The sequence below is a fragment of the Marinobacter sp. G11 genome, assembly GCF_021282325.1.
Taxonomy (GTDB): domain Bacteria; phylum Pseudomonadota; class Gammaproteobacteria; order Pseudomonadales; family Oleiphilaceae; genus Marinobacter; species Marinobacter vinifirmus.
This window is the reverse complement of record NZ_JAJSPB010000003.1, coordinates 150,450-172,507: the sequence shown is the minus strand read 5'-3', so window position 1 is coordinate 172,507 and position 22,058 is coordinate 150,450. Positions and strand designations below refer to the sequence as shown.

Below are 22,058 nucleotides of genomic sequence, written 5' to 3'. Positions count from 1 at the left end.
CTCGCCGGGAAGGCCTGCCCAAAAATTTGCGGAGCCATGGATGGCGGAGCAGAAGCGCCACATGGATGTGCCGAAGGAGCGGTTTTTGGACAGGCCTTCCCGGCGGGGCGTCACGCACCTGCCAGAGTACCAAACAAAAAACCGCCGCCGGTAGTCACCGACGGCGGTTTTCAGATTATAACTACGATAGCCAGCGCCGGTTCAGCTCACTCACAGGCGGCAATCAGCAGGCTATCGCGGCGATCAGGTAGCTTTGCGCTTACGCCGCCAGTCAGCCAGATCCTCGATAAGCTTGTAGAACAAGGGCACGAAGAACAGCGCCAGGGTACTGGCCGCCAGCATGCCGCCGACCACTACCGTACCGATTTCCTGGCGGGAAACCGCACCCGCACCGGAGCTGAACGCCAGCGGCAGAGAGCCCACGATGAACGTCAGCGCCGTCATCATGATCGCCCGGAAACGCTGACGGGCTGCCGCGCTGGCTGCCTCAAACGAGCTCATGCCGGCTTTGCGGTTCTGGGCTGCGAACTCCACGATCAGGATCGCGTTCTTGGCCGCCAGGCCAATCAGCACCAGCAGGCCCACCTGGAAGTAGATGTCGTTCGGGAAGCCACGCCACAACGACGCCAGGGCCGCCCCGAACACACCAAAGGGAACAGCGGTGGCCACCGCCACCGGCAGGCCCCAGCGCTCGTACTGGGCCGCCAGGATCAGGAACACCAGCAACAAGCCCATGCCGAAGGCCAGGGTGCCGGAATCGGCAGAATCCTGCAGCTGGTAGGCCTCGCCGGTCCAGCCCAGCAGGGTGTTGCGGTCAAATTGCTCCGCCGCCACTTCCTGCAATGCCGTCAGCGCTTCACCGGTGGTGTGGCCCGGGGTCGGGTCTGCCAGCAACTTGGCCGCCGGGTACACGTTGAACCGGTTGAGGATATCCGGGCCACTGGTGCGTTCCAACTCCACCAGCGAACTCAGCGGAATCATCTCGCCATAGTTGGAGCGCACGAACACCTTGCGCAGATCATCCGGGTGGCTCCGGAACTCACCTTCGGACTGCAGGTTAACCTGCCAGTTGCGGCCCTGCAGGGTGAAGTCGTTCACGTACAGGCCGCCGAAGGTGCTCTGCATGGTGGTGAAGATCTGGTCGATGGGCACGCCGGCGGCCTGGGCTTTTTCCCGGTCGACGTTGGCTCGGTACTTCGGAATACCCGTGTCCAGGGTGACCCGCACGTTGGTCAGCTCCGGCCGGGCATTGGCGGCCTGGGTGAAGCCGTCGGCCATGGCCTTGATTTCAGCCGGGGTACGGCCACCGCGGGCCTGGATGTAACCTTCCACACCACCGGTGGTAGACAAGCCCTGAATGGGTGGCGGGGTAAAGGCAATCACGAAAGCTTCCGGCATGCCGAAGCCGATGCCCATCACCTTCTTGGCAATGTCCGCCGCCGCCTGGCCTTCGCCTTCCCGTTCAGCCCAGTCTTCCAGGGTCACAAACGCCACACCGCTGTTGGTGCGCAGGGCGCTGGAGATGATGTCAAAACCGGCGAAGGCGACCACGTCTTTCACTTCCGGCATGGCTATCATCTTCTGCACCAGCTCGTCCCGGGTCTGCTCGGTCCGGCTCAGGGAGGACGTGGGCGGCAATGAATAGGCGGTCAGCACAAAGCCCTGGTCTTCCTGGGGCACCAGCCCGGAGGGCATCGCCTTCATCAGGAAGACCGTACCGCCCAGCATGGCGGCAAACAGCAGTACGCCGACAACCGCGTGCCTTAACAGCCAGTCCACCACGGCAGAGAAGCCGGCGGTGAGCTTGTCGAAGCCGGCATCAAACCAGCGGAACACCGTCAGCTGCTTGCCCTCATGGCCCAGTAACAGGGCACACATGGCCGGAGTCAGGGTCAGCGCCACGATACCCGAGATCACCACCGACACCGCAATCGTTATCGCAAACTGCCGGTACAGCTCGCCACTCAGGCCACCCAGGAAGGCCACCGGCGCGAAGACCGCCACCAGCACCAGGGTAGACGACACCACCGCCCCGGAAACCTGGCCGATGGTAGCCACGGCGGCGTTGTAGGCCGACATGCCCTCTTCCTTCATCAGGCGCTCGGCGTTTTCCATGATGATGATGGCGTTATCCACCACCACCCCGATGGCCAGTATCAACCCGAACAGGGTCAGCAGGTTGACCGAGAAGCCCAGCGCCTGCATGCCCGCAAAGGTTCCGACAAGCGAGACCGGAATCGCAATCAGCGGGATCAGGGTCGCGTTGATATGCTGCAGGAACAGGAAGGTGACCAGTACCACCAGCAACACCGCCACAATGAAGGTATTGATCACTTCCTGGATGGAAATGTCGATAAAGCGGGTGGTGTCGTAGGGAACGTTGTATTCCAGCCCCGCCGGGAAACGGTCAGCGATTTCCTTCATCGCTTCGTCGACCGCCTCGGCGGCATCCAGGGCGTTGGCACCGGGCTGCAGGTAAACCCCCATGGGTACGGTAGCGCCACCGTTGTAGACCGCCGCAAAGTCGTAGTTCTGGGCTCCCAGCTCAATGCGGGCAACATCCTTCAGGCGCAGGGAGGCACCCTGCTCGTCACTGCGCAGGATCACTTCACCGAATTCTTCCGGGCTGGCCAGCCGGCCGGGTGCAGACACACTGAAGGTGAAGGCCTGGCCTTCCGGGGCCGGTTCGGCACCGATACGGCCGGCGGCAAACTGGGCGTTCTGGCCCCGCAGGGAGTTGGCCACATCACCGGGGGTCAGTTCGTACTGGGCCAGCTTGTCGGGCCGCAGCCAGATCCGCATGGAATAGTCCTGGGCACCAAACAACGAGGCATCACCAATACCCGGCAGGCGCACCAGCTCGTCCAGCACGTTGAGCAGGGCATAGTTGGAGATTTCCACCACATCCATGGAGTTGTCCGGAGACGACAGGGTAATCACCTGCAGGATGGAGGTAGAGCGGGCTTCCACCTTCAGGCCCTGGTCCCGCACCGACTGGGGCAGCCGTGCCAATGCCTGCTGCACCCGGTTGTTGACGTTGATGGTGGCCTGGTCCGGATCGGTGCCGATTTCAAACGACACGGTTACCCGGAAGCTGCCGGAGTCGGTGGCGCTGGATTCCAGGTAGATCATGTCGTCTACGCCGTTGATCTCCTGTTCCAGTGGGGCCACCACGGAATCGGCGATAACATCGGCACTGGCGCCGGGGAAGCGGCCGTCGACCACCACCTGGGGTGGCACCACGTTGGGGTACTGTTCCACCGGCAGGCCAAGCAGTGCCAGGGCACCACCCAGGGTAATAATAATGGAGACGACCGTCGCGAAAATCGGGCGGTCTATGAAGGTGCGTAGCATCAGTCAGCACCCTCCCCGTCTTCGGCATTGGTCACATTCACCTGTGCGCCGTCGCGGAGGTTGGTCAGGCCACTGACAATAAAGCGGTCACCGGCTTCCAGCCCTTCAAGCAAAATCTGCCGGCCCTGGGATACCGGGCCAAGCTCAACCGCCTTTGCGCGGGCCTTGCCTTCGTCGTCCACCACATACACCACCGGGCCTTGCGGGCCCTGGGCGACCGCTTTTTCCGGCACGGTGATGATGTCGTCAAACGACTGCAACTCCACCCTTACCCGGACAAACTGGCCAGGCACAACCATCTGCTCCGGGTTCGGGAACACGGCCCGGGCCGACACCGAACCGGTGCGCGGGTCGAGGGTCGAGGCGGTGAAGTCGATGCGGCCATCCAGCGGGTATTCGCTGCCGTCCGCCAGCACCAGGCGGGCGTTCACGTTCTGCTCTTCGCCGGCACTGGCCATGCCTTCACGGGCAACCCGGCGAATGGTGGCGTCGTTTTCCGGCAGCGCGAAGCGCACATGAATCGGGTCCAGCTGCACGATGGTGGTCAGCAGGGTGCCGGTATCAATCAAGCTGCCTTCCGGGAAGTCTTCCAGGCTGGTAACCCCGCTGATCGGTGCGGTCACCTCGGTATAGCCCACGTCCAGCTCGGCCTGGGTCATGCCGGCATTCGCCACGGCCATATTGGCCTGGGCCAGCTCCAGGGCAGACTGCGCCGAGTCACGGTCGCGCTCGCTAACCGCATTGCGCTCGTAAAGCGAGGAAATCCGGTTCCACTCCCGCTCGGCCTGGCGCAGGTTGGCTTCCGCTACCTGGCGCTGGGCTCGGGCACGCTGAAGCGCCGCCTCGGCCGGCTTGCGATCAATCCGGAACAGGGCATCGCCCTCACTCACCATCTGCCCTTCGTCGTACAGGCGCTGCTCCAGAATACCGCTGATCCGGGCGCGCACTTCGACTTCCCGGGCACCACGGGCACGGCCAGCGTAGTCCTGGCGCACACTGGCGTCTGTCAGTTCAGCGGTTTCCACCACCACGGCTGCCGGTGGCATGCCGCCCCCACCCTGCTGTGCCGGCTGATCGTCGTTACTGCAGCCCGCCAGCACTAACAGGGCAGACAAACCTGCAAGGATCAGCCGGTTACGGGCCAACGGTCGATGAGAGCTTTCGAAGGGCATGTGCGTTCTCCTGAACACCGGATCGGAAAAATTAAGAGCGCAATAACATACATTCATTCGTGTATGTATGTAAACTGTTCTCGTTTATACTCCTTTGCCAAACACACAGACCACCACACGAGAACCATGGCACGAAAAACAAAAGCAGAAGCGGAAGCCACCCGGGAAGCCATCATGGACTGCGCCGAGCAGGTGTTCATGGACAAGGGCGTAGCCCGCGCCTCACTGGAAGAAATCGCCCGGGCAGCCGGCGTTACCCGGGGCGCCGTTTACTGGCACTTCCGCAACAAGCAGGACATCCTTCATGCCATGCTGGAGCGAGTACGGGCACCACTGGGTGAAATGATAGACGATGCCAGCCGGGGCGGGCACAGCCTGGAGAACCTGAAAGAACTGTGTGTCGTGGCCCTGCGCAAACTGGCGGAAGATGCCCGGTACTTCCGAGTGTATTACATTCTGTTCCACCGGAATGAATCCGACCAGGCCCTGAACAAGCACCGGGAACTGGCGGATGAAGGTCTTGCCTTTGTCAGCAGTATTTTCAGTATCCCGGAAATCCGCAAACAACTGCGCCCGGGCCTCACCCCCGAGCAGGCGGCCTACCTGCTCCACACCCAGATGCTGGGCCTGTTCTTTGACTGGCTGGCGACACCGGAACGCTGGCGCCTGGCCGAAATCGCTCCGGCGCTGGTGGATACCTTCTTCAAAGGCCTGTTACAGGACTGATCAGTTCCACACCCACAGAATCATCGGCACTGCGGTGGCCGTCACCACCGCAGAGAGTGGCAAACCCAGCCGCCAGTAATCCCCGAAACGGTAACCACCCGGCTCCATGACCAGGGCATTGGACTGATGCCCGATAGGCGTCAGGAAGGCACAGGAAGTACCCACCGCAACCGCCATCAGGGCAGCATCCGGCGACAAACCAAGCTGGGCCGAGATACCGAGGGCAATAGGCGCCACCAACACCGCTGCCGCCGCATTGTTAACCACGTTAGACAGCAGCATGGAACCCACCAGGATAATCGTGAGTGCCACCCAGGGTGCCTGCCCGGCGGCCACATCCAGGATCTGGCCGGCAATGAGCGCGGCACCTCCGGTGCTTTCCAGGGCCTGCCCCACCGGGATCATTGCCGCCAGCAACACAATCACCGACCAGTCGATGGCCCGGTAGGCTTCTGAGGTGTCCAGCAAGCGGGTGAGCACCATGGCCACGGCACAGGCCACCAGGGCCACCGGTGGTGTCAGCCAGCCGGACAGGATGACGGCAATCGCTGCCAGGAACAGCCCGCCAGCCAGCCAGAGATTGCTTTGCCGCCCCAGACTCAACTCCCTTTCCGCCAGTGGCAGGCAACCCAGCTGCTGCAGGGTGCCCATCAGGGTGTCTTGGTAGCCCTGAACCAGCAGGATGTCCCCGGAACGAAAACGGATATCGGCCAGGCGCTTTTTCAGGCGATGCCCCTGCCGGGCAACCGCCACCACGTTCAAACCGTACCGCTCCCGCAGGTTCAGCCGGTTGGTGGTGCGGCCCACCAGCTGCGACGAAGGCGTAATAATGGCCTCGGTCAGGCGAACGTCACCGGTAGCAATCTGCGTTTCCGCGGACTCGCCGGCAGGTCTCGCCTTGCCAGGGTCTTCCGCCGCCTGTTCGTCCGAATCTTCGCTTTCCTCTTCCCCGACCACATTGGCGAGGGCGAGCCCGGTGAAATCCACAAACTCCTGCAGGCTTTCCGTATCCGCCTCAACCAGCAGCAGATCCCCTTCCCGCAACACGCTGTAGGTGGACGGTGCCGGAGAGGTTTTGTCACCCCGGATCAGGGCCAGTACCACCACACTCTTGTCGCCCTCTCCGGCTGTCAGCAGGTTGTGCAAGGTACTGCCGGCATAGTCGGAACCCTCAGGCACCCGCAGTTCGGTCACGTAGTCCCCCACACTGAACAGCTTGTCGCCGGCAGCAGGATCGTCCCGCTTCGGCGTCAGGCGCCAGCCAATCAGCCCGATAAACAGGATACCGGCCACAGTGATGGCCAGGCCCACCGGGGCGAAATCCACCAGGCCGAACGAACCTGCCTCCCGGTAGCTGGCAATGATGATGTTCGGCGGTGTACCAATCAGGGTGATGGCGCCACCCAGCAGTGAGCCGAACGCCAGGGGCATAAGCAGCAAGGAGGGCGACCGGCCGGATTTACGGGACATCCAGATAGCCACCGGCATCAACAGCGCAAGGGCCCCTACGTTATTGATAAACGCAGAGCACAGGGCCACCACCAACGTCAGGGTAATCACCTGCAACACGGCGTTACGGCCTACCTTGCCGAGTAGCCGTGCCACGGCATCGACCACCCCGCCGTTGACCAGCCCCTGACTGATGACCAGCACCGCCGCCACGGTAATCACCGCCGGGTGACCGAAGCCCGCAAACAACTGGTCAGACGGCACCAGCCCGGCCATAGCCACTGCCAGCAAGGCCAGCATGGACACCACATCAAAGCGCAGCCGGTTCCAGACAAACAGCCCGAGGGTGATGCCGAGCACCAGAAACACAATCCATTGGTCAGACAACATCAAATCACTGCTCCACTTCGATGTCCGTGTCGACAATATTTACAAACCGGACGGGCAGGTTAAGGGGCCATACCGGCAAGCCTCTGAAACACGGGAAGGTTCCAGAACTGGTTCGAAACCTGCTTGTAACCTGCTCGAGGATTCAGCCGCCCTGAACCCGGGCAGGCCACAGGGCCGTGGACGACTATAGCAGTTCCCGCAGCAGTACCCGAAAGATCCCCTGATCATAAAAGCCGTCGATTGTTCAGCCACTTTGCCGGAGCAAAGACCATGGAACAGAAGCGACCGCTTGTCTGGCTGTCAGCGGATTCCCGTCAGGATACAACCGGCCTGCCTGTCGAAAAACACTGGCAGGTCACTTTTGTGAACGCCGCCAGCCCACCGGTTGCCCTGCACCCCGGGTGGGTTGGCAAGCCTGTCGGCGTATGTAACCTGGCCGGGCTGTCACCGGAACAGGCAGAGGGTGTGCGGCACTGGCTGGAGCTGTTGCCGGTGCGCTGCTGGCTGGCGCTGGTTCAGCCCTCCCAGAAGGAGCAGCCCGAAATACAGCGGCTGATCCGGGATTATTGCCAGGACTACCACACCCTGCCCGCCGACTGGCCGCGCCTGAACAACAGCCTGGGCCATATGTGGGGTATGAGCCGGCTGAACCAGGCCGACAACAGCGCAGGACACCTCGGCTACCAGGACGTTGTGCTGGAAGGCCCGTCTGAAACCATCCGCCGCACCCGGAGCCTGCTGCGCCGGTTTGCCGCCACCGGTGAGCCGGTGCTGATCTACGGTGAAAGCGGAACCGGCAAAGAAGCCGCAGCGGAATTTGTTCACCGGCATTCGGATCGCCAGCACCAGCCGCTGGTCAAGGTTAACTGCGCGGCACTCCCGCCGTCGCTGACCCAGAGTGAACTGTTCGGCCATGAGCGTGGCGCTTTCACCCACGCCCTAAAGGCCCGCAAAGGCCGGATTGAAGCCGCCGATGGTGGCACCCTGGTACTGGCCGGTGCCGACGAACTGACCCCGGAACAGCAGTCCGCCATTCTCCGTTTTCTCCAGGAAGGCCAGATTGAACCCGTAGGTTCTAACCGGGTTATTACCGTTGATACACGGGTTATTGCCATCTGCAATACGCCGCTTGACCAACTGGTCCGGCAACACCAGTTCCGGGAAGACGTGTTCTACCGGCTGGGCAACCTGACCGTCACCCTGCCGCCTTTACGGCAACGGCTGGAAGACCTGCCCTACCTGGTGGACCGAATACTGGAAACCGGAGGCGGGAAAAGCTACCGGATCGGCAATGCCACGCTGATTGCCATGGCGCGGCACAGCTGGCCTGGAAACCTGCGAGAACTTCAGAACCGCCTTAGCCAGGCGATGTTGCTGGCAAGGAGCCTGCGTTTGGAGCCCGAAGACCTGGGCCTGCTGGGCGCACCGCTGGCCAGCCACCCCGACCGGCTCTCGCTGGAGGCCTACCGCGCCAAGGCCGACCAGGAAGCCATCAGCACCAGTCTTTCCCTGACGCACCAGAACATCTCGGCGGCCGCCCGGCTGCTGAAGATTTCACGGGTGTCCCTGTACCGGTTGCTGGAGAAACACCAACTTCAGCATCTGTCCAACCACAGCTCCCACCAAAACCCTGACCGGGGTAACGGAGAAGGATCATGAACACAAAACTGTCCGCTCTGGCACTCGCCGCCGCACTGATACCCCTTGCTCACGCAGAACCACCAACGCCGGAATTCACCTCTGGTGGCATCAGCAGAACCAGCCCGCAGCAACCCGCTGACTCAACAGCTAAAGCAGAGGCAGAAGCCCGGGCCCAGGATGCAGCCACGGATATCGCTTCAATCACCGCAGACCGGGGCATTGTTACCCGGCCGGGGCGGTTTACCATTGAGCCGTCATTCTCCCACGCCCACAGCAACGCGACCCGGGTCGCCATTGAGGGCTATACCGTGATTCCTGCCTTGGTGATCGGGCTGATCAACATCTCGGAAGTGCAGCGGGATATCTTCGTGGGTGCAGTCTCCCTGAAGTACGGTTTTACCAGCCGGTTTGAGGCCGGTTTTCGGGTGCCATACCTGAGCATCAACGAAGACTTGCGGGAGCGGGAGGTTTTCGACGGGACTCCGGTCGATTTTGTCCGGGAATCCTCCGGTGACGGACTCGGAGATGTCGAGCTTTCCCTGCGTTACCAGCTGAACGATGGCCTGGATGGCTGGCCCTACCTGATCGGCACCTTCCGGGCCAAGGCCCCGACCGGGGACGGCCCTTATGATGTCGAGCAGAAAGTCCTCACCGACAACAAAGGCAACCCGATTGGTTTCGAACTGGCTGAGCGCCCAACCGGCTCCGGCTTCTGGTCCGTAGAACCCGGAATATCCTTCATCTACCCGTCAGACCCTGCCGTGCTGTTCGGCAATCTGAGCTACGTGTGGACCATCGAGGAAGACCAGGGCTTCGAGAACGGCGGCACGGTCGACCCCGGCGATGTGGTGCGCTTCGGTTTCGGCATGGGCTTCGCGTTCAACGAACGCACCTCGTTCAGCCTGGGCTATGACCACTCAGTGATCCGCAAGACCACCCTGGAGTTCGGCAACGACCTGTTTGCCGCCAACTTTGACCGCATCCAGGTGGGCTCACTGGCCTTCGGACTGTCCCACCGGGTATCAGACTCCACAACCCTGAGCCTGACCGTGGCGGTGGGGGTAACAGACAGCGCGCCGAACAGTGAAATCACCCTGAAACTGCCGATCAACCTGTAAGGCAGACTCAGGGCAACAGGGGCAAGCCGGAATCCCTCGGGAACCGGTAAGCCCCGCCCAGATTGTTCAGCTCGATATTGAGGGTGCGGATGTGCTGGATGGTGGTGCTGTCCAGGCTGTTCTGCAGCACCGTCATCCAGCCGCCATTACCCACCGGGGCAGAAGTCAGCGACATCCCGGCAGCACCGGCGGCCTGAACGTTCATAACAGTTTCCATCTGTTGCATCTGTTGGGTTAACCGGTCGCTGCTCATGGCCTGGTTCAGGTCCGGAATATTCAGCCGGTTCACCACCAGGGTTTCACCGTTCACAGCCACCAGCTGTTCCAGGCCGATGGCAATCTCCAGGCCATCCAGCACGAAACCGCCACGCAGCATCGCCAGTTCGGCATCCGGCAGGGCTTGTACGGGCAGCTTCAGCTCCGCCCCTGCCGTGCCGGCAAGTATCAAGAAGGCAACCAGAAAGCACGCTTTGCGTTTCATAGCCTCACCAATCCTGTGTGCTGGGCCAGTACGGCAGGGTATGGCCCAAAGCCGGGCTTCCCAGCCCCTTGAACAACGGCGCCCGGGCCAGCCCCGGCCAGTCATTTTTTGCCAGGAAGCCCGCACGTCCCTGATCCAGGTGGCTGCGGATTACAAACGCCGAGCCATCCCAGTGTTGTTCGAACTCCGCCACGCTGTATGCTTTCAGGCCCCGGGCCGGATCGCCCACCAACACCTCTGTATCACTGATGCCCTTGATCACCACAAAGTGCCGGTAACCGCCCAGGGTCACCAACGCAATCACCGGAACCCGTACCTGCTCGCGGATACCCGCCAGCGGCATTCTGAAGCCATCGGCCTGATAGCCCTCAGCCTCCAGGTAACGCTTCATATCCAGCATCGAGAAGCCTTGCTGGCGCACCTTGTCCTGATCCGCCAGGGCCAGCATATCGGCAAACACTTCCTGCTCGGTAACCGGGCGGTCGTAGTGGAACGACAGTAAAGACGCCAGCGCCGCCGAGCCACAACTGAAATCGTATTGCTGCCGCATCACGTCAGTGAAACGCCGGTCCTGAAAACTGCTGACCGATACGGGAATATCACCACCGGTTCCGGGTACCAGAATCGTACCGGCAAAAACGGTGGACCAGAGCGCACAGCCCAAGGCACCAGCCAGCACCTTTGCCTGAATCGCCATAGCCCACCTCCGGATTACTGGTTAAGAAGAATGTTGATCTGGGTGCTGTCCTGGATCACCACCTGGTTACCGGTGTTCTGGATAACCGTGGCCACACCGCTCATGTTCTGGAACGCCTGGTCAGAAATCCGGTTATCACCGGTCAGAATATTTCCCGACAATACGTTGTCGCTGACCATGGCATTCTGCTCAGTCTCGTTCAGCTGCCACTGGATGGGGATGCCCTGCCGGCCGCTGGCCGCTTCGAGCTGTCCCGAATCCATGGGTTCAAAGCCTGCCCAGTCCTGGGCAACGGCCAGTGACGGCAATCCTGCCAGCACAAGCACCAGTACCCTTTTGATCATTCTGGCCATGACACATCTCCTGTCATGTATGGGCTGCCCGCAAGGGGCAGCCCACATGGCCTTAGTTGCCACCTGCGCTCAGGTTAGACATCACGCTCACGTTGGCCTGGGTCACACTGCCAACGCCGGCGTTCTGGGCAATGGCGCCCACACCGGTGAAGTTGGCAGATCCACCGGAGATCTCGTTGGAGGTCCGGGTATCAACGTAGGAGCCTCCACCATTGGCATCGCCATAGGTGACGTTGCTACCGGTGACCGAACCACTCAGCTCGGCGTCGTTCATGAACACTTCCATCGACAGGTTCAGCGTAGTGGTGCTGTTGTCAGAGTTGTCACTGCTGTCGCTGTTGTTGGAGTCAGTGTTGGTGGTGGAGTTGTCCGAACTGTCACTGGCGATCTTGAACGAATCATTCACGCTGGTGCTGTTGTCGGAACTATCGGAGTTGTCTGAGTTATCAGAGTTATCCGAATTGTCTGAGTTATCGGAATTATCCGAATTGTCCGAGTTGCCGCTGTCAGCAACCTTGAACGAGTCGTTCACGCTGGTGCTGTTGTCGGAGTTATCGGAGTTATCGGAGTTATCCGAGTTGTCTGAGTTATCAGAGTTGTCAGAATTATCGGAGTTGTCAGACATGTTGTTGCCGGTGTCCGCGATCTTGAACGAATCTGAGACACTGGAACTGTTGTCGGAGTTATCCGAGTTATCCGAATTATCGGAGTTATCGCTGTTATCGGAATTATCCGACATGTTGTTGCCGGTATCGGCAATCTTGAACGAGTCAGCAACACTGGAGCTGTTGTCGCTATTGTCGCTGTTATCGGAGTTATCCGAGTTGTCCGACATGTTGTTACCCGCGTCGGAAATCTTGAAGGCATCATTCAGACTGCTGCTGTTGTCTGAATTATCGGTGTTGTCAGTGGTTGTGGTTGTATTGGTGGTTGAGTTGTCGTTACCGGAATTGGTGTTTCCGGATCCCTCATCAGCATTCACGTTCGGGCTACCATCACCACCGAGGTCGGCGTATGCGCCTGCGGAAAGACCCAGGCCCAGAGCGATAGCAGCTGCCAGCAGAGTTTTTTTAGTTTTCATGATGTCATGTCCTTTTGATGGGATTGGCTTAACGGGATCCGCCCCAGTCCCTCAGGTAGTCGGGTAAGCCAAGGTCCAGATCCGTACAACGGTAAGAGCGATTACCGTGCCAACTCCAGGTCAAGCCCCATAACATACTGAATAAAAAGCCACTTTCGGCACTCAGTACAATCCCCGGATTTCCAGCCGACCTCCAACCTGTTGCAGTGCTGAAACAGCCTGTCGCCTCTGTATCACTGCAGAAAGTCTCTTGGCACCAGAAATCAGTCACATAGACCGAAACGCCGGTGTCAAAAAACAAAAACCCCGCAGGGCGCAAGCCATGCGGGGTTTTCTGTGGTCGGTGAGGGCTGCGCCCTCACCGGAACATCATGGACCGGTCGATTAACCGAACTGGTTCATGGTGTTGTCTTTACCACCGGCCTTCAGAGCCGCTTCACCAGCGAAGAACTCTTTGTGGTCATCACCGATGTTGGAACCGGCCATGTCCTGGTGCTTCACAGTAGCGATGCCCTGACGGATTTCCTGACGCTGTACACCAGCAACGTAGGCCAGCATGCCTTCGTCACCGAAGTAGCCCTTGGCCAGGTTGTCGGTAGACAGAGCCGCAGTGTGGTACGTCGGCAGAGTGATCAGGTGGTGGAATACACCTGCTTCACGGGACGCATCACGCTGGAAGTTACGGCACCACTCGTCAGCCAGCTGACCCAGCTCGGTGTTGTCGTACTCGGCGCTCATCAGATTGGCGCGGTCGTAGGCAGAAACGTCCTTGCCTTCTTCCTTCCATGCGTCGAATACCTGCTGACGGAAGTTCAGAGTCCAGTTGAAGGACGGGCTGTTGTTGTAAACCAGCTTGGCGTCGGGTACCACTTCCTTGATGCGGTTAACCATGCCAGCGATCTGACCAACGTGCGGCTTCTCGGTTTCGATCCACAGCATGTCTGCGCCGTTCTGCAGGCTGGTGATGCAGTCCAGAACAACACGGTCTTCGCCAGAACCCGGCTTGAAGCAGAACAGGCCAGAGGCCAGACGCTTCGGCTTCAGCAGCTTGCCGTTGGACTTGATCACAACGTCGCCGTTCTCGATCTGGGAAGCGTCGTCGATGTACTCGCCGTCCAGGAAGCTGTTGTACTGGTCGCCCAGGTCACCCGGCTCATTGGTAACAGCGATCTGCTTGGTCAGGCCAGCACCCAGGGAGTCAGTACGGGCAACGATAACACCGTCGTCTACACCCAGCTCCAGGAACGCCAGGCGAACCGCGTTGATCTTGGACAGGAAGTCGGCGTGCGGAACAGTTACTTTACCGTCCTGGTGGCCACACTGCTTCTCGTCAGATACCTGGTTTTCGATCTGGATACAGCAAGCACCGGCTTCGATCATCTGCTTGGCCAGCAGGTAAGTAGCTTCAGCGTTACCGAAACCAGCGTCGATGTCGGCAATGATCGGTACAACGTGAGTTTCGTGGTTGTCGATCTGCTTGATCAGCTCAGCAGCCTTGGCGCTGTCGCCAGCTTCTTCAGCTTCGTCCAGGGCGCGGAACAGGTGGTTCAGTTCCCATGCGTCAGCCTGGCGCAGGAAGGTGTACAGCTCTTCGATCAGGCCGGAAACAGCAGTCTTCTCGTGCATGGACTGGTCAGGCAGCGGACCGAACTCGGAGCGCAGGGCGGCAACCATCCAGCCAGACAGGTACAGGTAACGACGCTTGGTGGTGCCGAAGTGCTTCTTGATGGAGATCATCTTCTGCTGGCCGATGAAACCGTGCCAGCAACCCAGGGACTGGGTGTACTGGGAAGAGTCAGCATCGTACGCAGCCATGTCTTCACGCATGATCTTGGCGGTGTACTTGGCGATGTCCAGACCAGTCTTGAATTTGTTCTGGGCGCGCATGCGGGCAGCGTGCTTCGGGTTGATGGCGTTCCAGGTCGGGTTCTGCTTCAGGATGGAAGCGATTTGGTCGACGTCTTGTGCGTAGGGCATGATCTCTATCCTTTCTACGTTTATGTTCAAAAGGTTCGGAACGCTGCGGCCAGCAGCTTCCGAGGCCAACCACCTGTCTGACAAACCCGGCAGGTGATGACGTTGGGCGTAACTTTAGTGCTTTCGAATTTATAATTGAAATTTATATGGTGTATTTTCGGCATTTTTTCTGTGAATACCCATCAGCAGGTCTAAATGCCTGAAAAATACCCCCTGCACGCGGGCTGAACTCTTTGATTGCCCCCAGCATATCCCATGTTAGGATTAACCGGGCTGACCTGGATCAGCCACAGCGTCCACCTGGCACCTACAAGGGCTCTCCGTGTTTTATATCCGGTCCTTTTTGCATTCGTTGTTACACGCTCTGAAAAATCTGTTACCCATCGTCGTGGTGGTCGGTTTCTTCCAGCTGGTTATTCTGCAGCAGGTGCCGGATGACCTCGGCAGCATGGCCATCGGCCTGTTAATTGTTGCCGTGGGCGTGGCATTGTTCTTACAGGGACTGGAGCTGAGCATTTTCCCGGTGGGCAAAAGCCTGTCGAACCAGTTCGCCCGCAAGGGCTCCCTGGCCATACTGCTATCGTTCGGCTTTGCCATGGGATTTTCAGCGGTTATTGCCGAGCCCGCGCTGATTGCAGTGGCAGAGCAGGCCCAGACCATCAGTGAGGGGCGAATTGACGGCCTCACCCTGAGGATACTGGTGGCTGTCTCTGTGGGGTTCGTCGTTGCCCTGGGGGTTTTCCGCACCATTTTCGGCTACCCGCTGCACTGGTTCATGATCACCGGCTACGTCATCGTGGTGATTGTTACCTGGTTTGCGCCGGAGGAAATTGTCGGGCTGGCCTATGACTCCGGCGGGGTGACAACCAATGTGGTGACGGTGCCCCTGATCGCCGCTCTCGGCATCGGCCTGGCGGCCTCGATCCGGGGCCGGAACCCGTTGATTGATGGCTTTGGCCTGGTGGCACTGTCCGTCATGGTGCCCATGATCACCGTGCAGGTGTACGGCATGGTGGTTTACTCCGGCGGCACCGGGGCCGCAGCCATGGAGGCCATCACAGCGCAGGTTACGGAAGCCCCGGCGAAGTCCGGCATAATTGCGGCCCTGCTCGACCTGGCCGGCATGTTGAGGGATGTGCTGCCGATCATCATCACCGTTCTGTTCTTCCAGTACCTGGTGTTACGCCGGAAGCTGAGCAATCCGAAGAAGATTGCCTTCGGCTTTGCGCTGGTGATCCTCGGCCTGTATGCCTTTGTTGTCGGCCTGAAACTGGGCTTGTTCCCCATCGGCACCAGCATGGCCGAGCAACTGATGGCCATGGACAGCTATGCGCCCGTGTACCTTTTCGCCCTGATGATCGGGTTTGCCACAACCATGGCAGAACCGGCACTGATCGCCATCGGCAAGCAGGCGGAAGAAGCCGCCGCGGGTGCCCTCAACGGCAATGCCATTCGCCTGTTGGTAGCTGTGGGGGTGGCCGTTGGCATCACCATTGGTGTGCACCGGATCATTACCGGAGATTCCATTCACTATTACATTATGGGCGGCTATATTCTGGTGATTCTGCTCACCCTGCTCGCCCCCCGATACATCGTGGCACTGGCCTATGACCTTGGCGGCGTGACCACCTCGGAAGTCACGGTACCGCTGGTAACGGCCCTGGGGATTGGACTGGCCAGCAGCATAGAAGGCCGTAATGTCCTGATCGACGGTTTTGGCCTGATTGCCTTTGCCTCGATCTTCCCGATCGTTACTGTGATGACCTATGCCATCGTGTCCCAATACCGATCTGAACGCAGGAAGGAAACCCAATGAAGTTCTCTGCACTGGTAGCAATTGTCCCTGAAGACCTGGAACAGGACTGCATCGATGCAGCCCGCGAACTCGGCGCCGGCGGCATTACCGTCATGACCGGCCGCGGCATCAGCAACACCGCCAAGAAGACGTTCTTCGGCCTGACCTACGACGGCAGCCAGAGCGTGCTCCTGATGGTGCTGGAAAAAGGCCTGTCGCTGGAGATTCTCAAAGCCCTGCAGAAGGTGATCATGCCGGACCCGGCAGACTCCCAGGGCCTGATCTTTACCGTTCCGCTGGAGCACCTGGGTGGCATCGACATGGCCCAGGTGGAAAAATTCGAACAACACCTGAAAGACTCAATCTGATCGGAGAGCGCTCATGAAACTGGTCAAAGATGTGATGGTCAAAGACATCATCAAGATCTCGCCCTTCGCAACCCTGCGGGAGGCACTGACGCTGATGAAGCACCACAACGTGAAATCCCTCGTGGTCGAGCGCCAGAGCGAACACGATGCCTGGGGGCTGATCACCTATACCAACGTACTCAAATCGGTGATTGCAGAGGATGGCGATATCGATCTGCTGAATGTCTACGATGTCTGCGCCAGACCGGTGATCAGCGTGGGCGAAAACCTCGCCCTCAAGCACGCCGCCACCCTGATGTCCGATTACCGGGTCAAGCGACTGCTGGTACTGAAAGACAACGAAATGTGCGGCTTTGTAGTGATGGACGACATCATGGCTGCCCTTCTCGATACCATCGACTGAACCGGGCCAACCTCAGGTCTTGCACATCACCAGCAACTGGTCGCCCTCCTGCAGGTCCAGGTACTGTTTACGGGGCGGATTCATGACCAGGTGGCGCCCACGCTCATCGGCCCGGGCCCTGAATACACCCAGCGCAATCTCGCCCCGGGCCGCGACTGTTTTCTCCAGTAACTGGAAGGTCGCGCTGGCCGGCAGCGGGTAGTCGTGGGGATCACGGAACTGGATCTCGGCGCCGCCGGCCGTGAACAGCTCGTCGAGCACCACCCGCAATTCCCTTCGTAAAGCCACCTGGGCCAGGACGTGGCTCAGAATCATCGGGCTGATCAGCATTTCACTTTGATGGCCATACAACAGGTGGCGGTTGTCCGGATCACTCAGCTCCATAATAACCTGGGGCCGGCGGGTGGATTCCGACAGAATATCTTCCAGTTGCAGGTAACCCACCATGGCACGGGCATCGGCCTCTTCCCCGGAGCCTATCCGGTCGCTGCTCAGCAACATCACGGTGTCGTAACTGGCCGGCGCCAGCTTGCGCAGGTCTTCTTCCACCATGTAATCGGCTTCCAGTAGGCGGCCATTGATCCGTTCAAGGTCCACGCCATAGCGGGACATCTCACGCTGACGCTCTTCCAGCGGTGTTGCCGATACCATGTCCAGCTGGAACTGTCGCCCGGCGTAGCTGCCAAACTCCGCCGCCAGGCTCGGCACCCGTCGGTTCCAGCCGAGAACCAGCACCCGGTGAGGCCCCTGCTGGCGGCTTGGCTGCACAGAGCCGCTGATGCGTTCCACTGCCGCCAGGGAGTCCACCTTGGCATCCGGCCCCGTGTGTTCATAGTCGCTGGCCATCAGCACTACCCGGTCTTCATTCCGGATCACCGTATCTGACGGCGCCAGCAGATTAACCTGCCAGCCTTTGGCTGCCGGCTGCAGCAAGCCCAGCACGACGGCATGGGGCCGCTGCGTTGCCAGCTCGCTCAGGGTCAGGCCCTCGGCGGTTTCGCCTCCCCGCACAAAGATCTCGTTGCCTTCACCGGCGGTCAGCAATTCGTTGTAGACCTCGGACAGGTTCGGGTGCAGTACGTTCTGTACCATCAGGCGGCTGATGGTGGCATCGCCGGCCACCACCTCGACCGAGCCGGGATAGGCCCGCTCGACCACCGGGAGCTTTCGCATGTCCTGGATTTCTGCCACCACAAACGGCAACGGAGAACTGAAATGGCGGGCCTGGGCGGCGATAGACAACAGGGCTTTGACGGTTTCGATATCGGAGGTCACCAGGCTGCCGGCATCATGGCCCTGGCTGGGCACAATCACTGCCGCAGCGTCCAGGCAGGCGACCCGGTGCAGGGCTTCGGGCTGAATAGCCGAGCCGCTTCGCAGGATCACTTCCCTGGCCCGGCGGCCCACGCCCGGCTCGTTGATCAGTTCATGCAGCTGTTCGGCACTGGCTTCTTCCGCCAGCACCACCAGCCGAAGTTTCTGGGTATCGTGCTTTTCCAGAAAACGTTGCATACGGCCGGATGAACCAAACAACTCAGCCACCAGCGGCGGGGTCTGGGCTGTCCAGCCCAGCACCACCACATGGTTTTTCAGGGTAACCGGGGTCAGGCCCCGCTCCAGGTCTTCCATCTTGGCAATCAGCCAGCGGGTGAGGATGGCCACCAGGGTGCCCATAAACACCACATAGCCGGAGATGGTCAGCAGGGTAGACACAATGCGCTGCCAGGTGCCGACATCGTCCCCCAGGTAGCCGGGGTCGGTCAGGCGAAGGAAGGCCCACCAGACTGCGGAGCCGGTATCCTTGAACTCACCGGCCGGCGGCAACACCACCAGCAGGCCGCCAATCAGCGAAATCAGGCCGATAAAACCGCCCACCACCAGTAACTGGAAGCCGGCACCTTTGACCAGCTGGCGCTCAACAACAAACTTGATTCGATCAACAATCCGGAACGGAAGCATGGCTGCCCCTTGCATCAACTATGCGGGGCAGTTTATCGCAGTTTTCAGGCTTCGCCAGAAACAACGCCATTCAGGGCCACTTCCAGTGTGGGATAAAAGCGGCTGATACCGGGCTCCGGCTTTACGCCAGCCCTCGCCAGCGTGCGCAAAGGCTGGAACTGCAAGTCCGCAATCACTATTTCCGTGCCGGTATTCCGGCAGCTGGAAATCAGCTTGTTCAGGGCCGACAAACCGCCCGCATCCAGTATGGTGACACCGTCCATATACAGCACCAGGCCCCTGGCCTGCCGGGACAGGCCTGCCAGCTCGCCAAACACCCGGTCTGCCGCCGCAAAGAACAGCGGGCCGTTGATCTTGAACACCTGCCAGCCCTCGGGCAGCTCCGCCTGTACGATGCGCTTGTTACCGGTAATATCGGTCACCTTGGTCATCTGCGCCATTTCCCGCATGAACAGCACCGCCGCCAGCAACACCCCGGTGGTGATAGCAATTACCATATCCAGCGCCACGGTCAGGCCGAAGCAGGTCAGGAACACCAGGATATCGCTGCGGGGCGCGGTTTTCAGAAGGTGAACCGCCTTCGGTGCTTCACTCATGTTCCAGGCCACCATCACCAGCAACGCGGCCATGGCGGGCATGGGCAGGTAGGCCAGGATGCCGGCCAGCGACACCAGCGCCAGCAACACCACCACGGCATGGATCATCGCAGACACCGGCGATTCTGCGCCGGCCCGGTAGTTGGCAGCGGAGCGGGCAATGGCGGCAGTGGCGGTAATGCCACCAAAGAACGGCACCAAAATGTTACCGATGCCCTGCCCCATTAATTCGCTGTTGGCGCTGTGGCGCTTGCCCGTCATGCCATCAAGCACCACGGCGCACAGCAGGGATTCGATGGCGCCCAGCATAGCAATGGCAAAGGCCGCCGGGATCAGCTCCCGGAACAGTTCCCAGCTCAGCCCTATCGGCTCACCGGCTGCCCCCGCCTGCTGCCAGGGCCAGGCAAAGTCCGGCAGGAACGGCGGAATACCGGCACCGGTGCTGCCATCCGGCAGCAGATAGCTGAAACGGGAGCCGATGGTTTCAACGGCAGCCCCCTGGCTGTTCATCCATAACGCCAGCAGGCTACCCACCACCACCGCCGGCAGGTGCGGTGGCACAGGGGTTTTCAGACGGGGCCAGAGCAGCATGACCGCCAGCGTAGCCAGCGCCACCAGGGTGCTCATGGCATCCAGCGCCGGTAATTGCTGGCCCAGCACCGCCAGTTTGTCCCAGTAATGTTCCGGCATGGTCTCGACTGGCAAACCGAAAAAGTCCTTCACCTGCAGGGTGGCAATCACCACGGCAATACCCGCGGTAAAGCCCAAAGTGACGGACTCGGGTATATACTCGATAAAGCGCCCGAGACGCATCAGCGCCATAATCACCAGCAACACCCCGGACATCAGGGTGGCCAACAACAAGCCACCCAGGCCGTAGCTCTGGGCAATCGGGTAGAGAATAACCACAAAGGCCGCGGTCGGGCCGGAGATACTGAACCGGCTGCCGCCGAACAGGGCGATCACAAAGCCGGCAATAAAGGCCGTGTACAGCCCGTACTGGGGCGCAACGCCACTGGCAATGGCCAGAGCCATGGCCAGCGGAATGGCGATGATGCCGACCGTGATGCCGGCCATCGCATCTTTCAGGAAACGGCCACCGGTGTAGCGCTCGTCAATACAGGCCTCACGGACAGCGTGGGCGAATCTGAGCGAAAAAAGATGAGCACGGTGAGACATGGCTGGCGGCTCCTGGTTGCTAACGAGACCTTATCATTATATGCTCATTATGATTACATTCAATGTTAACCTGATTAACATAGCATGAGCGTTGATACCTATGCCCAAGGAAAACCGAACCGCACGCCTCACCCTGCTGATTGACCCGGAAAAGAAAAAGGTCTTTGAAGCCCTGTGCAAAGAGGAAGATGTCACGCCGTCCCAGAAGGTCCGGCAGTTTATCCGGGAATATGTAGAAGCCCGGCTGGGCCCGGACTGGCGCGAAGACTCCCGCCAGAAAACCGACTGAGCGGCGAAGCGTATAAGCTCCTATGAAACCTTTATTCGCCAGCCTCCTGTTAACACTCGCCACCGTCACCGGGTGCGCCGCTGTGCCGGCGGACAACATCCCGGCACGGCCCACCAGTCAGTACGATGCGGTGGTTTTGGCAGCGAAGACCGGCACCCCGCTTACCGTCCAGGAACTGGCCCGCCAGCTGGCCGATACCGATATCGTAGTGATCGGCGAGTACCACGGCCACCACGCTTCCCACCTACTCCAGGCCCGGCTGCAACAAGCCCTGTACCGGCAAAACCCCGCCCAGATCCTGAGCATGGAACAGTTCAACCTGGACCACCAGGCTGCCGTGGATGCCTACCTGGCCGGCACAACCGGCGAAACCGAAATGCTGGAAGACGCCAACGCCTGGGACAACTACAAGGCCTCCTACCGGCCGCTGGTGGAATTTGCGCGCCAGCATCAGCTACCGGTGATCGCCGCCAACGCACCGGCGGATACGGTTCGCTGTGTCGGCCGGGAGGGTAAGGCTTACCTGGACAGGTTGCCGGAAGCGCAGCGCTCAGCCCTGCCGCAGCAGGCCTTCCTGGACACCCCGGAATATCGGGACAAGTTCATAGACGCCATCAGCGGCAGCCATGGTACGGAACAGGCTGAACTCTCCGGGCGCATGCTCAACACCTACCAGGCCCAACTGCTCCGGGATAACACCATGGCGCACCGGATGGTGGAAGCGCTCCGCAACCGGCCCGGGCATCAACTGGTGCATACCAGCGGCACCTTCCACAGCGAGCAGCGCCTTGGTACCGTGGCGGTGCTGGAACAACGGGCTCCGGAACTGGATATCACGGTGATCTCACCAGTCGAATGGCCGGCCACTGAAGCAGACATGCCGCTGGCAAAGCACCGCCACAAAGGCGACTATCTGTACTTTATCCAGCCCATGCCCCGGGAATTCCGAGACCCGGAACGGGAGCGAGAGGCCATGCAGGCCCGGTTCGGCCAGCGCACCACGACCAACTGTGATTAATCACAAGGAGTA

General features: G+C 60.2%; 18 protein-coding genes. 8 read left to right on the top strand and 10 right to left on the bottom strand.

The features are described 5' to 3' along the window. Positions 1-243: 243 nt before the first annotated feature. Together LWH94_RS03355 and LWH94_RS03350 are read right to left on the bottom strand one after the other, a co-directional pair. Positions 244-3,354: an efflux RND transporter permease subunit gene (locus tag LWH94_RS03355; RefSeq protein ID WP_232901243.1), complete on the bottom strand. Its 3,111-nt coding sequence runs from the start codon at positions 3,352-3,354 to the stop codon at positions 244-246. Continuing rightward, positions 3,354-4,526: an efflux RND transporter periplasmic adaptor subunit gene (locus tag LWH94_RS03350; RefSeq protein WP_232901242.1), complete on the bottom strand. Its 1,173-nt coding sequence runs from the start codon at positions 4,524-4,526 to the stop codon at positions 3,354-3,356. The genes LWH94_RS03355 and LWH94_RS03350 overlap by 1 nt, the downstream gene beginning before the upstream one ends. A gap of 126 nt (positions 4,527-4,652) precedes the next feature. On the opposite strand from LWH94_RS03350, the gene LWH94_RS03345 reads away from it, so the two are divergent. Next, the gene (locus LWH94_RS03345) at positions 4,653-5,252 is read left to right on the top strand and encodes a TetR family transcriptional regulator (protein ID WP_058341886.1); all 600 of its coding nucleotides are present in this window, start codon (positions 4,653-4,655) and stop codon (positions 5,250-5,252) included. On the opposite strand, the gene LWH94_RS03340 is transcribed toward LWH94_RS03345, so the two are convergent. Continuing rightward, the gene (locus tag LWH94_RS03340) at positions 5,253-7,091 is read right to left on the bottom strand and encodes an SLC13 family permease (protein WP_232901241.1); all 1,839 of its coding nucleotides are present in this window, start codon (positions 7,089-7,091) and stop codon (positions 5,253-5,255) included. It lies immediately after the preceding gene. Positions 7,092-7,361: 270 nt separating this feature from the next. On the opposite strand from LWH94_RS03340, the gene LWH94_RS03335 reads away from it, so the two are divergent. Both LWH94_RS03335 and LWH94_RS03330 read left to right on the top strand, forming a co-directional pair. Beyond that, positions 7,362-8,750 carry a sigma-54-dependent transcriptional regulator gene (locus LWH94_RS03335; RefSeq protein ID WP_058341888.1) on the top strand — a complete coding sequence of 463 codons (1,389 nt, stop codon included), beginning with the start codon at positions 7,362-7,364 and terminating at the stop codon, positions 8,748-8,750. After that, positions 8,747-9,850 carry a transporter gene (locus LWH94_RS03330; protein ID WP_232901240.1) on the top strand — a complete coding sequence of 368 codons (1,104 nt, stop codon included), beginning with the start codon at positions 8,747-8,749 and terminating at the stop codon, positions 9,848-9,850. The genes LWH94_RS03335 and LWH94_RS03330 overlap by 4 nt, the downstream gene beginning before the upstream one ends. 7 nt (positions 9,851-9,857) lie before the next feature. Here the strand turns inward: LWH94_RS03330 and LWH94_RS03325 are convergent, their stop codons facing one another. The 5 genes from LWH94_RS03325 to LWH94_RS03305 all read right to left on the bottom strand — a co-directional run bounded on the left by LWH94_RS03325 (position 9,858) and on the right by LWH94_RS03305 (position 14,439). Beyond that, positions 9,858-10,331, bottom strand: a complete 474-nt coding sequence (locus tag LWH94_RS03325; RefSeq protein ID WP_232901239.1) for a hypothetical protein — start codon at positions 10,329-10,331, stop codon at positions 9,858-9,860. A gap of 4 nt (positions 10,332-10,335) precedes the next feature. Further along, positions 10,336-11,028, bottom strand: a complete 693-nt coding sequence (locus LWH94_RS03320; protein ID WP_094625405.1) for a C39 family peptidase — start codon at positions 11,026-11,028, stop codon at positions 10,336-10,338. 14 nt (positions 11,029-11,042) lie between these two features. Further along, on the bottom strand, positions 11,043-11,381 hold the full coding sequence (locus tag LWH94_RS03315) for a hypothetical protein (RefSeq protein WP_199458185.1): 339 nt from the start codon (positions 11,379-11,381) through the stop codon (positions 11,043-11,045). A gap of 52 nt (positions 11,382-11,433) precedes the next feature. Beyond that, entirely contained in the window at positions 11,434-12,462 is a 1,029-nt protein-coding gene (locus tag LWH94_RS03310) for a hypothetical protein (RefSeq protein ID WP_232901238.1), read from the bottom strand. 384 nt (positions 12,463-12,846) lie between these two features. Continuing rightward, positions 12,847-14,439, bottom strand: a complete 1,593-nt coding sequence (locus LWH94_RS03305) for an isocitrate lyase (protein ID WP_232901237.1) — start codon at positions 14,437-14,439, stop codon at positions 12,847-12,849. A gap of 343 nt (positions 14,440-14,782) precedes the next feature. Here LWH94_RS03305 and LWH94_RS03300 point away from each other — a divergent pair, with 343 nt between their 5' ends. Genes LWH94_RS03300 through LWH94_RS03290 form a run of 3 tightly spaced genes read left to right on the top strand, consistent with a single transcriptional unit; the run spans position 14,783 to position 17,005 of the window. Continuing rightward, complete coding sequence (locus LWH94_RS03300; protein ID WP_206768901.1) at positions 14,783-16,255, top strand: DUF1538 domain-containing protein; 1,473 nt, start codon at positions 14,783-14,785, stop codon at positions 16,253-16,255. Then, a complete protein-coding gene (locus LWH94_RS03295) occupies positions 16,252-16,602 on the top strand; it encodes a P-II family nitrogen regulator (protein ID WP_022988389.1) in 351 nt (116 codons plus the stop codon). The genes LWH94_RS03300 and LWH94_RS03295 overlap by 4 nt, the downstream gene beginning before the upstream one ends. Before the next feature lie 13 nt (positions 16,603-16,615). Continuing rightward, complete coding sequence (locus LWH94_RS03290; protein ID WP_199458188.1) at positions 16,616-17,005, top strand: CBS domain-containing protein; 390 nt, start codon at positions 16,616-16,618, stop codon at positions 17,003-17,005. 12 nt (positions 17,006-17,017) lie between these two features. On the opposite strand, the gene LWH94_RS03285 is transcribed toward LWH94_RS03290, so the two are convergent. Continuing rightward, positions 17,018-18,964, bottom strand: coding sequence for a CASTOR/POLLUX-related putative ion channel (locus LWH94_RS03285; protein WP_199458189.1), 1,947 nt, complete (start codon positions 18,962-18,964; stop codon positions 17,018-17,020). Between the two features lie 44 nt (positions 18,965-19,008). After that, complete coding sequence (gene dauA / locus LWH94_RS03280; RefSeq protein ID WP_199458190.1) at positions 19,009-20,739, bottom strand: C4-dicarboxylic acid transporter DauA; 1,731 nt, start codon at positions 20,737-20,739, stop codon at positions 19,009-19,011. A 100-nt stretch (positions 20,740-20,839) separates the two neighbouring features. On the opposite strand from dauA, the gene LWH94_RS03275 reads away from it, so the two are divergent. Together LWH94_RS03275 and LWH94_RS03270 are read left to right on the top strand one after the other, a co-directional pair. Then, positions 20,840-21,028, top strand: a complete 189-nt coding sequence (locus LWH94_RS03275) for a hypothetical protein (protein ID WP_022988393.1) — start codon at positions 20,840-20,842, stop codon at positions 21,026-21,028. Positions 21,029-21,050: 22 nt separating this feature from the next. Continuing rightward, entirely contained in the window at positions 21,051-22,046 is a 996-nt protein-coding gene (locus tag LWH94_RS03270; protein WP_206768902.1) for a ChaN family lipoprotein, read from the top strand. Positions 22,047-22,058: the final 12 nt, after the last annotated feature.

What these genes read in the sequence shown, in the direction of transcription:
- LWH94_RS03275 (WP_022988393.1), top strand. Translation starts at nt 20,840, where the DNA reads ATGCCCAAGGAAAACCGAACCGCACGCCTCACCCTGCTGATTGACCCG.
- LWH94_RS03350 (WP_232901242.1), bottom strand. Translation starts at nt 4,526, where the DNA reads ATGCCCTTCGAAAGCTCTCATCGACCGTTGGCCCGTAACCGGCTGATC.
- LWH94_RS03320 (WP_094625405.1), bottom strand. Translation starts at nt 11,028, where the DNA reads ATGGCGATTCAGGCAAAGGTGCTGGCTGGTGCCTTGGGCTGTGCGCTC.
- LWH94_RS03345 (WP_058341886.1), top strand. Translation starts at nt 4,653, where the DNA reads ATGGCACGAAAAACAAAAGCAGAAGCGGAAGCCACCCGGGAAGCCATC.
- LWH94_RS03340 (WP_232901241.1), bottom strand. Translation starts at nt 7,091, where the DNA reads ATGTTGTCTGACCAATGGATTGTGTTTCTGGTGCTCGGCATCACCCTC.
- LWH94_RS03285 (WP_199458189.1), bottom strand. Translation starts at nt 18,964, where the DNA reads ATGCTTCCGTTCCGGATTGTTGATCGAATCAAGTTTGTTGTTGAGCGC.
- dauA (WP_199458190.1), bottom strand. Translation starts at nt 20,739, where the DNA reads ATGTCTCACCGTGCTCATCTTTTTTCGCTCAGATTCGCCCACGCTGTC.
- LWH94_RS03325 (WP_232901239.1), bottom strand. Translation starts at nt 10,331, where the DNA reads ATGAAACGCAAAGCGTGCTTTCTGGTTGCCTTCTTGATACTTGCCGGC.
- LWH94_RS03330 (WP_232901240.1), top strand. Translation starts at nt 8,747, where the DNA reads ATGAACACAAAACTGTCCGCTCTGGCACTCGCCGCCGCACTGATACCC.
- LWH94_RS03290 (WP_199458188.1), top strand. Translation starts at nt 16,616, where the DNA reads ATGAAACTGGTCAAAGATGTGATGGTCAAAGACATCATCAAGATCTCG.
- LWH94_RS03335 (WP_058341888.1), top strand. Translation starts at nt 7,362, where the DNA reads ATGGAACAGAAGCGACCGCTTGTCTGGCTGTCAGCGGATTCCCGTCAG.
- LWH94_RS03295 (WP_022988389.1), top strand. Translation starts at nt 16,252, where the DNA reads ATGAAGTTCTCTGCACTGGTAGCAATTGTCCCTGAAGACCTGGAACAG.
- LWH94_RS03305 (WP_232901237.1), bottom strand. Translation starts at nt 14,439, where the DNA reads ATGCCCTACGCACAAGACGTCGACCAAATCGCTTCCATCCTGAAGCAG.
- LWH94_RS03315 (WP_199458185.1), bottom strand. Translation starts at nt 11,381, where the DNA reads ATGGCCAGAATGATCAAAAGGGTACTGGTGCTTGTGCTGGCAGGATTG.
- LWH94_RS03310 (WP_232901238.1), bottom strand. Translation starts at nt 12,462, where the DNA reads ATGAAAACTAAAAAAACTCTGCTGGCAGCTGCTATCGCTCTGGGCCTG.
- LWH94_RS03355 (WP_232901243.1), bottom strand. Translation starts at nt 3,354, where the DNA reads ATGCTACGCACCTTCATAGACCGCCCGATTTTCGCGACGGTCGTCTCC.
- LWH94_RS03270 (WP_206768902.1), top strand. Translation starts at nt 21,051, where the DNA reads ATGAAACCTTTATTCGCCAGCCTCCTGTTAACACTCGCCACCGTCACC.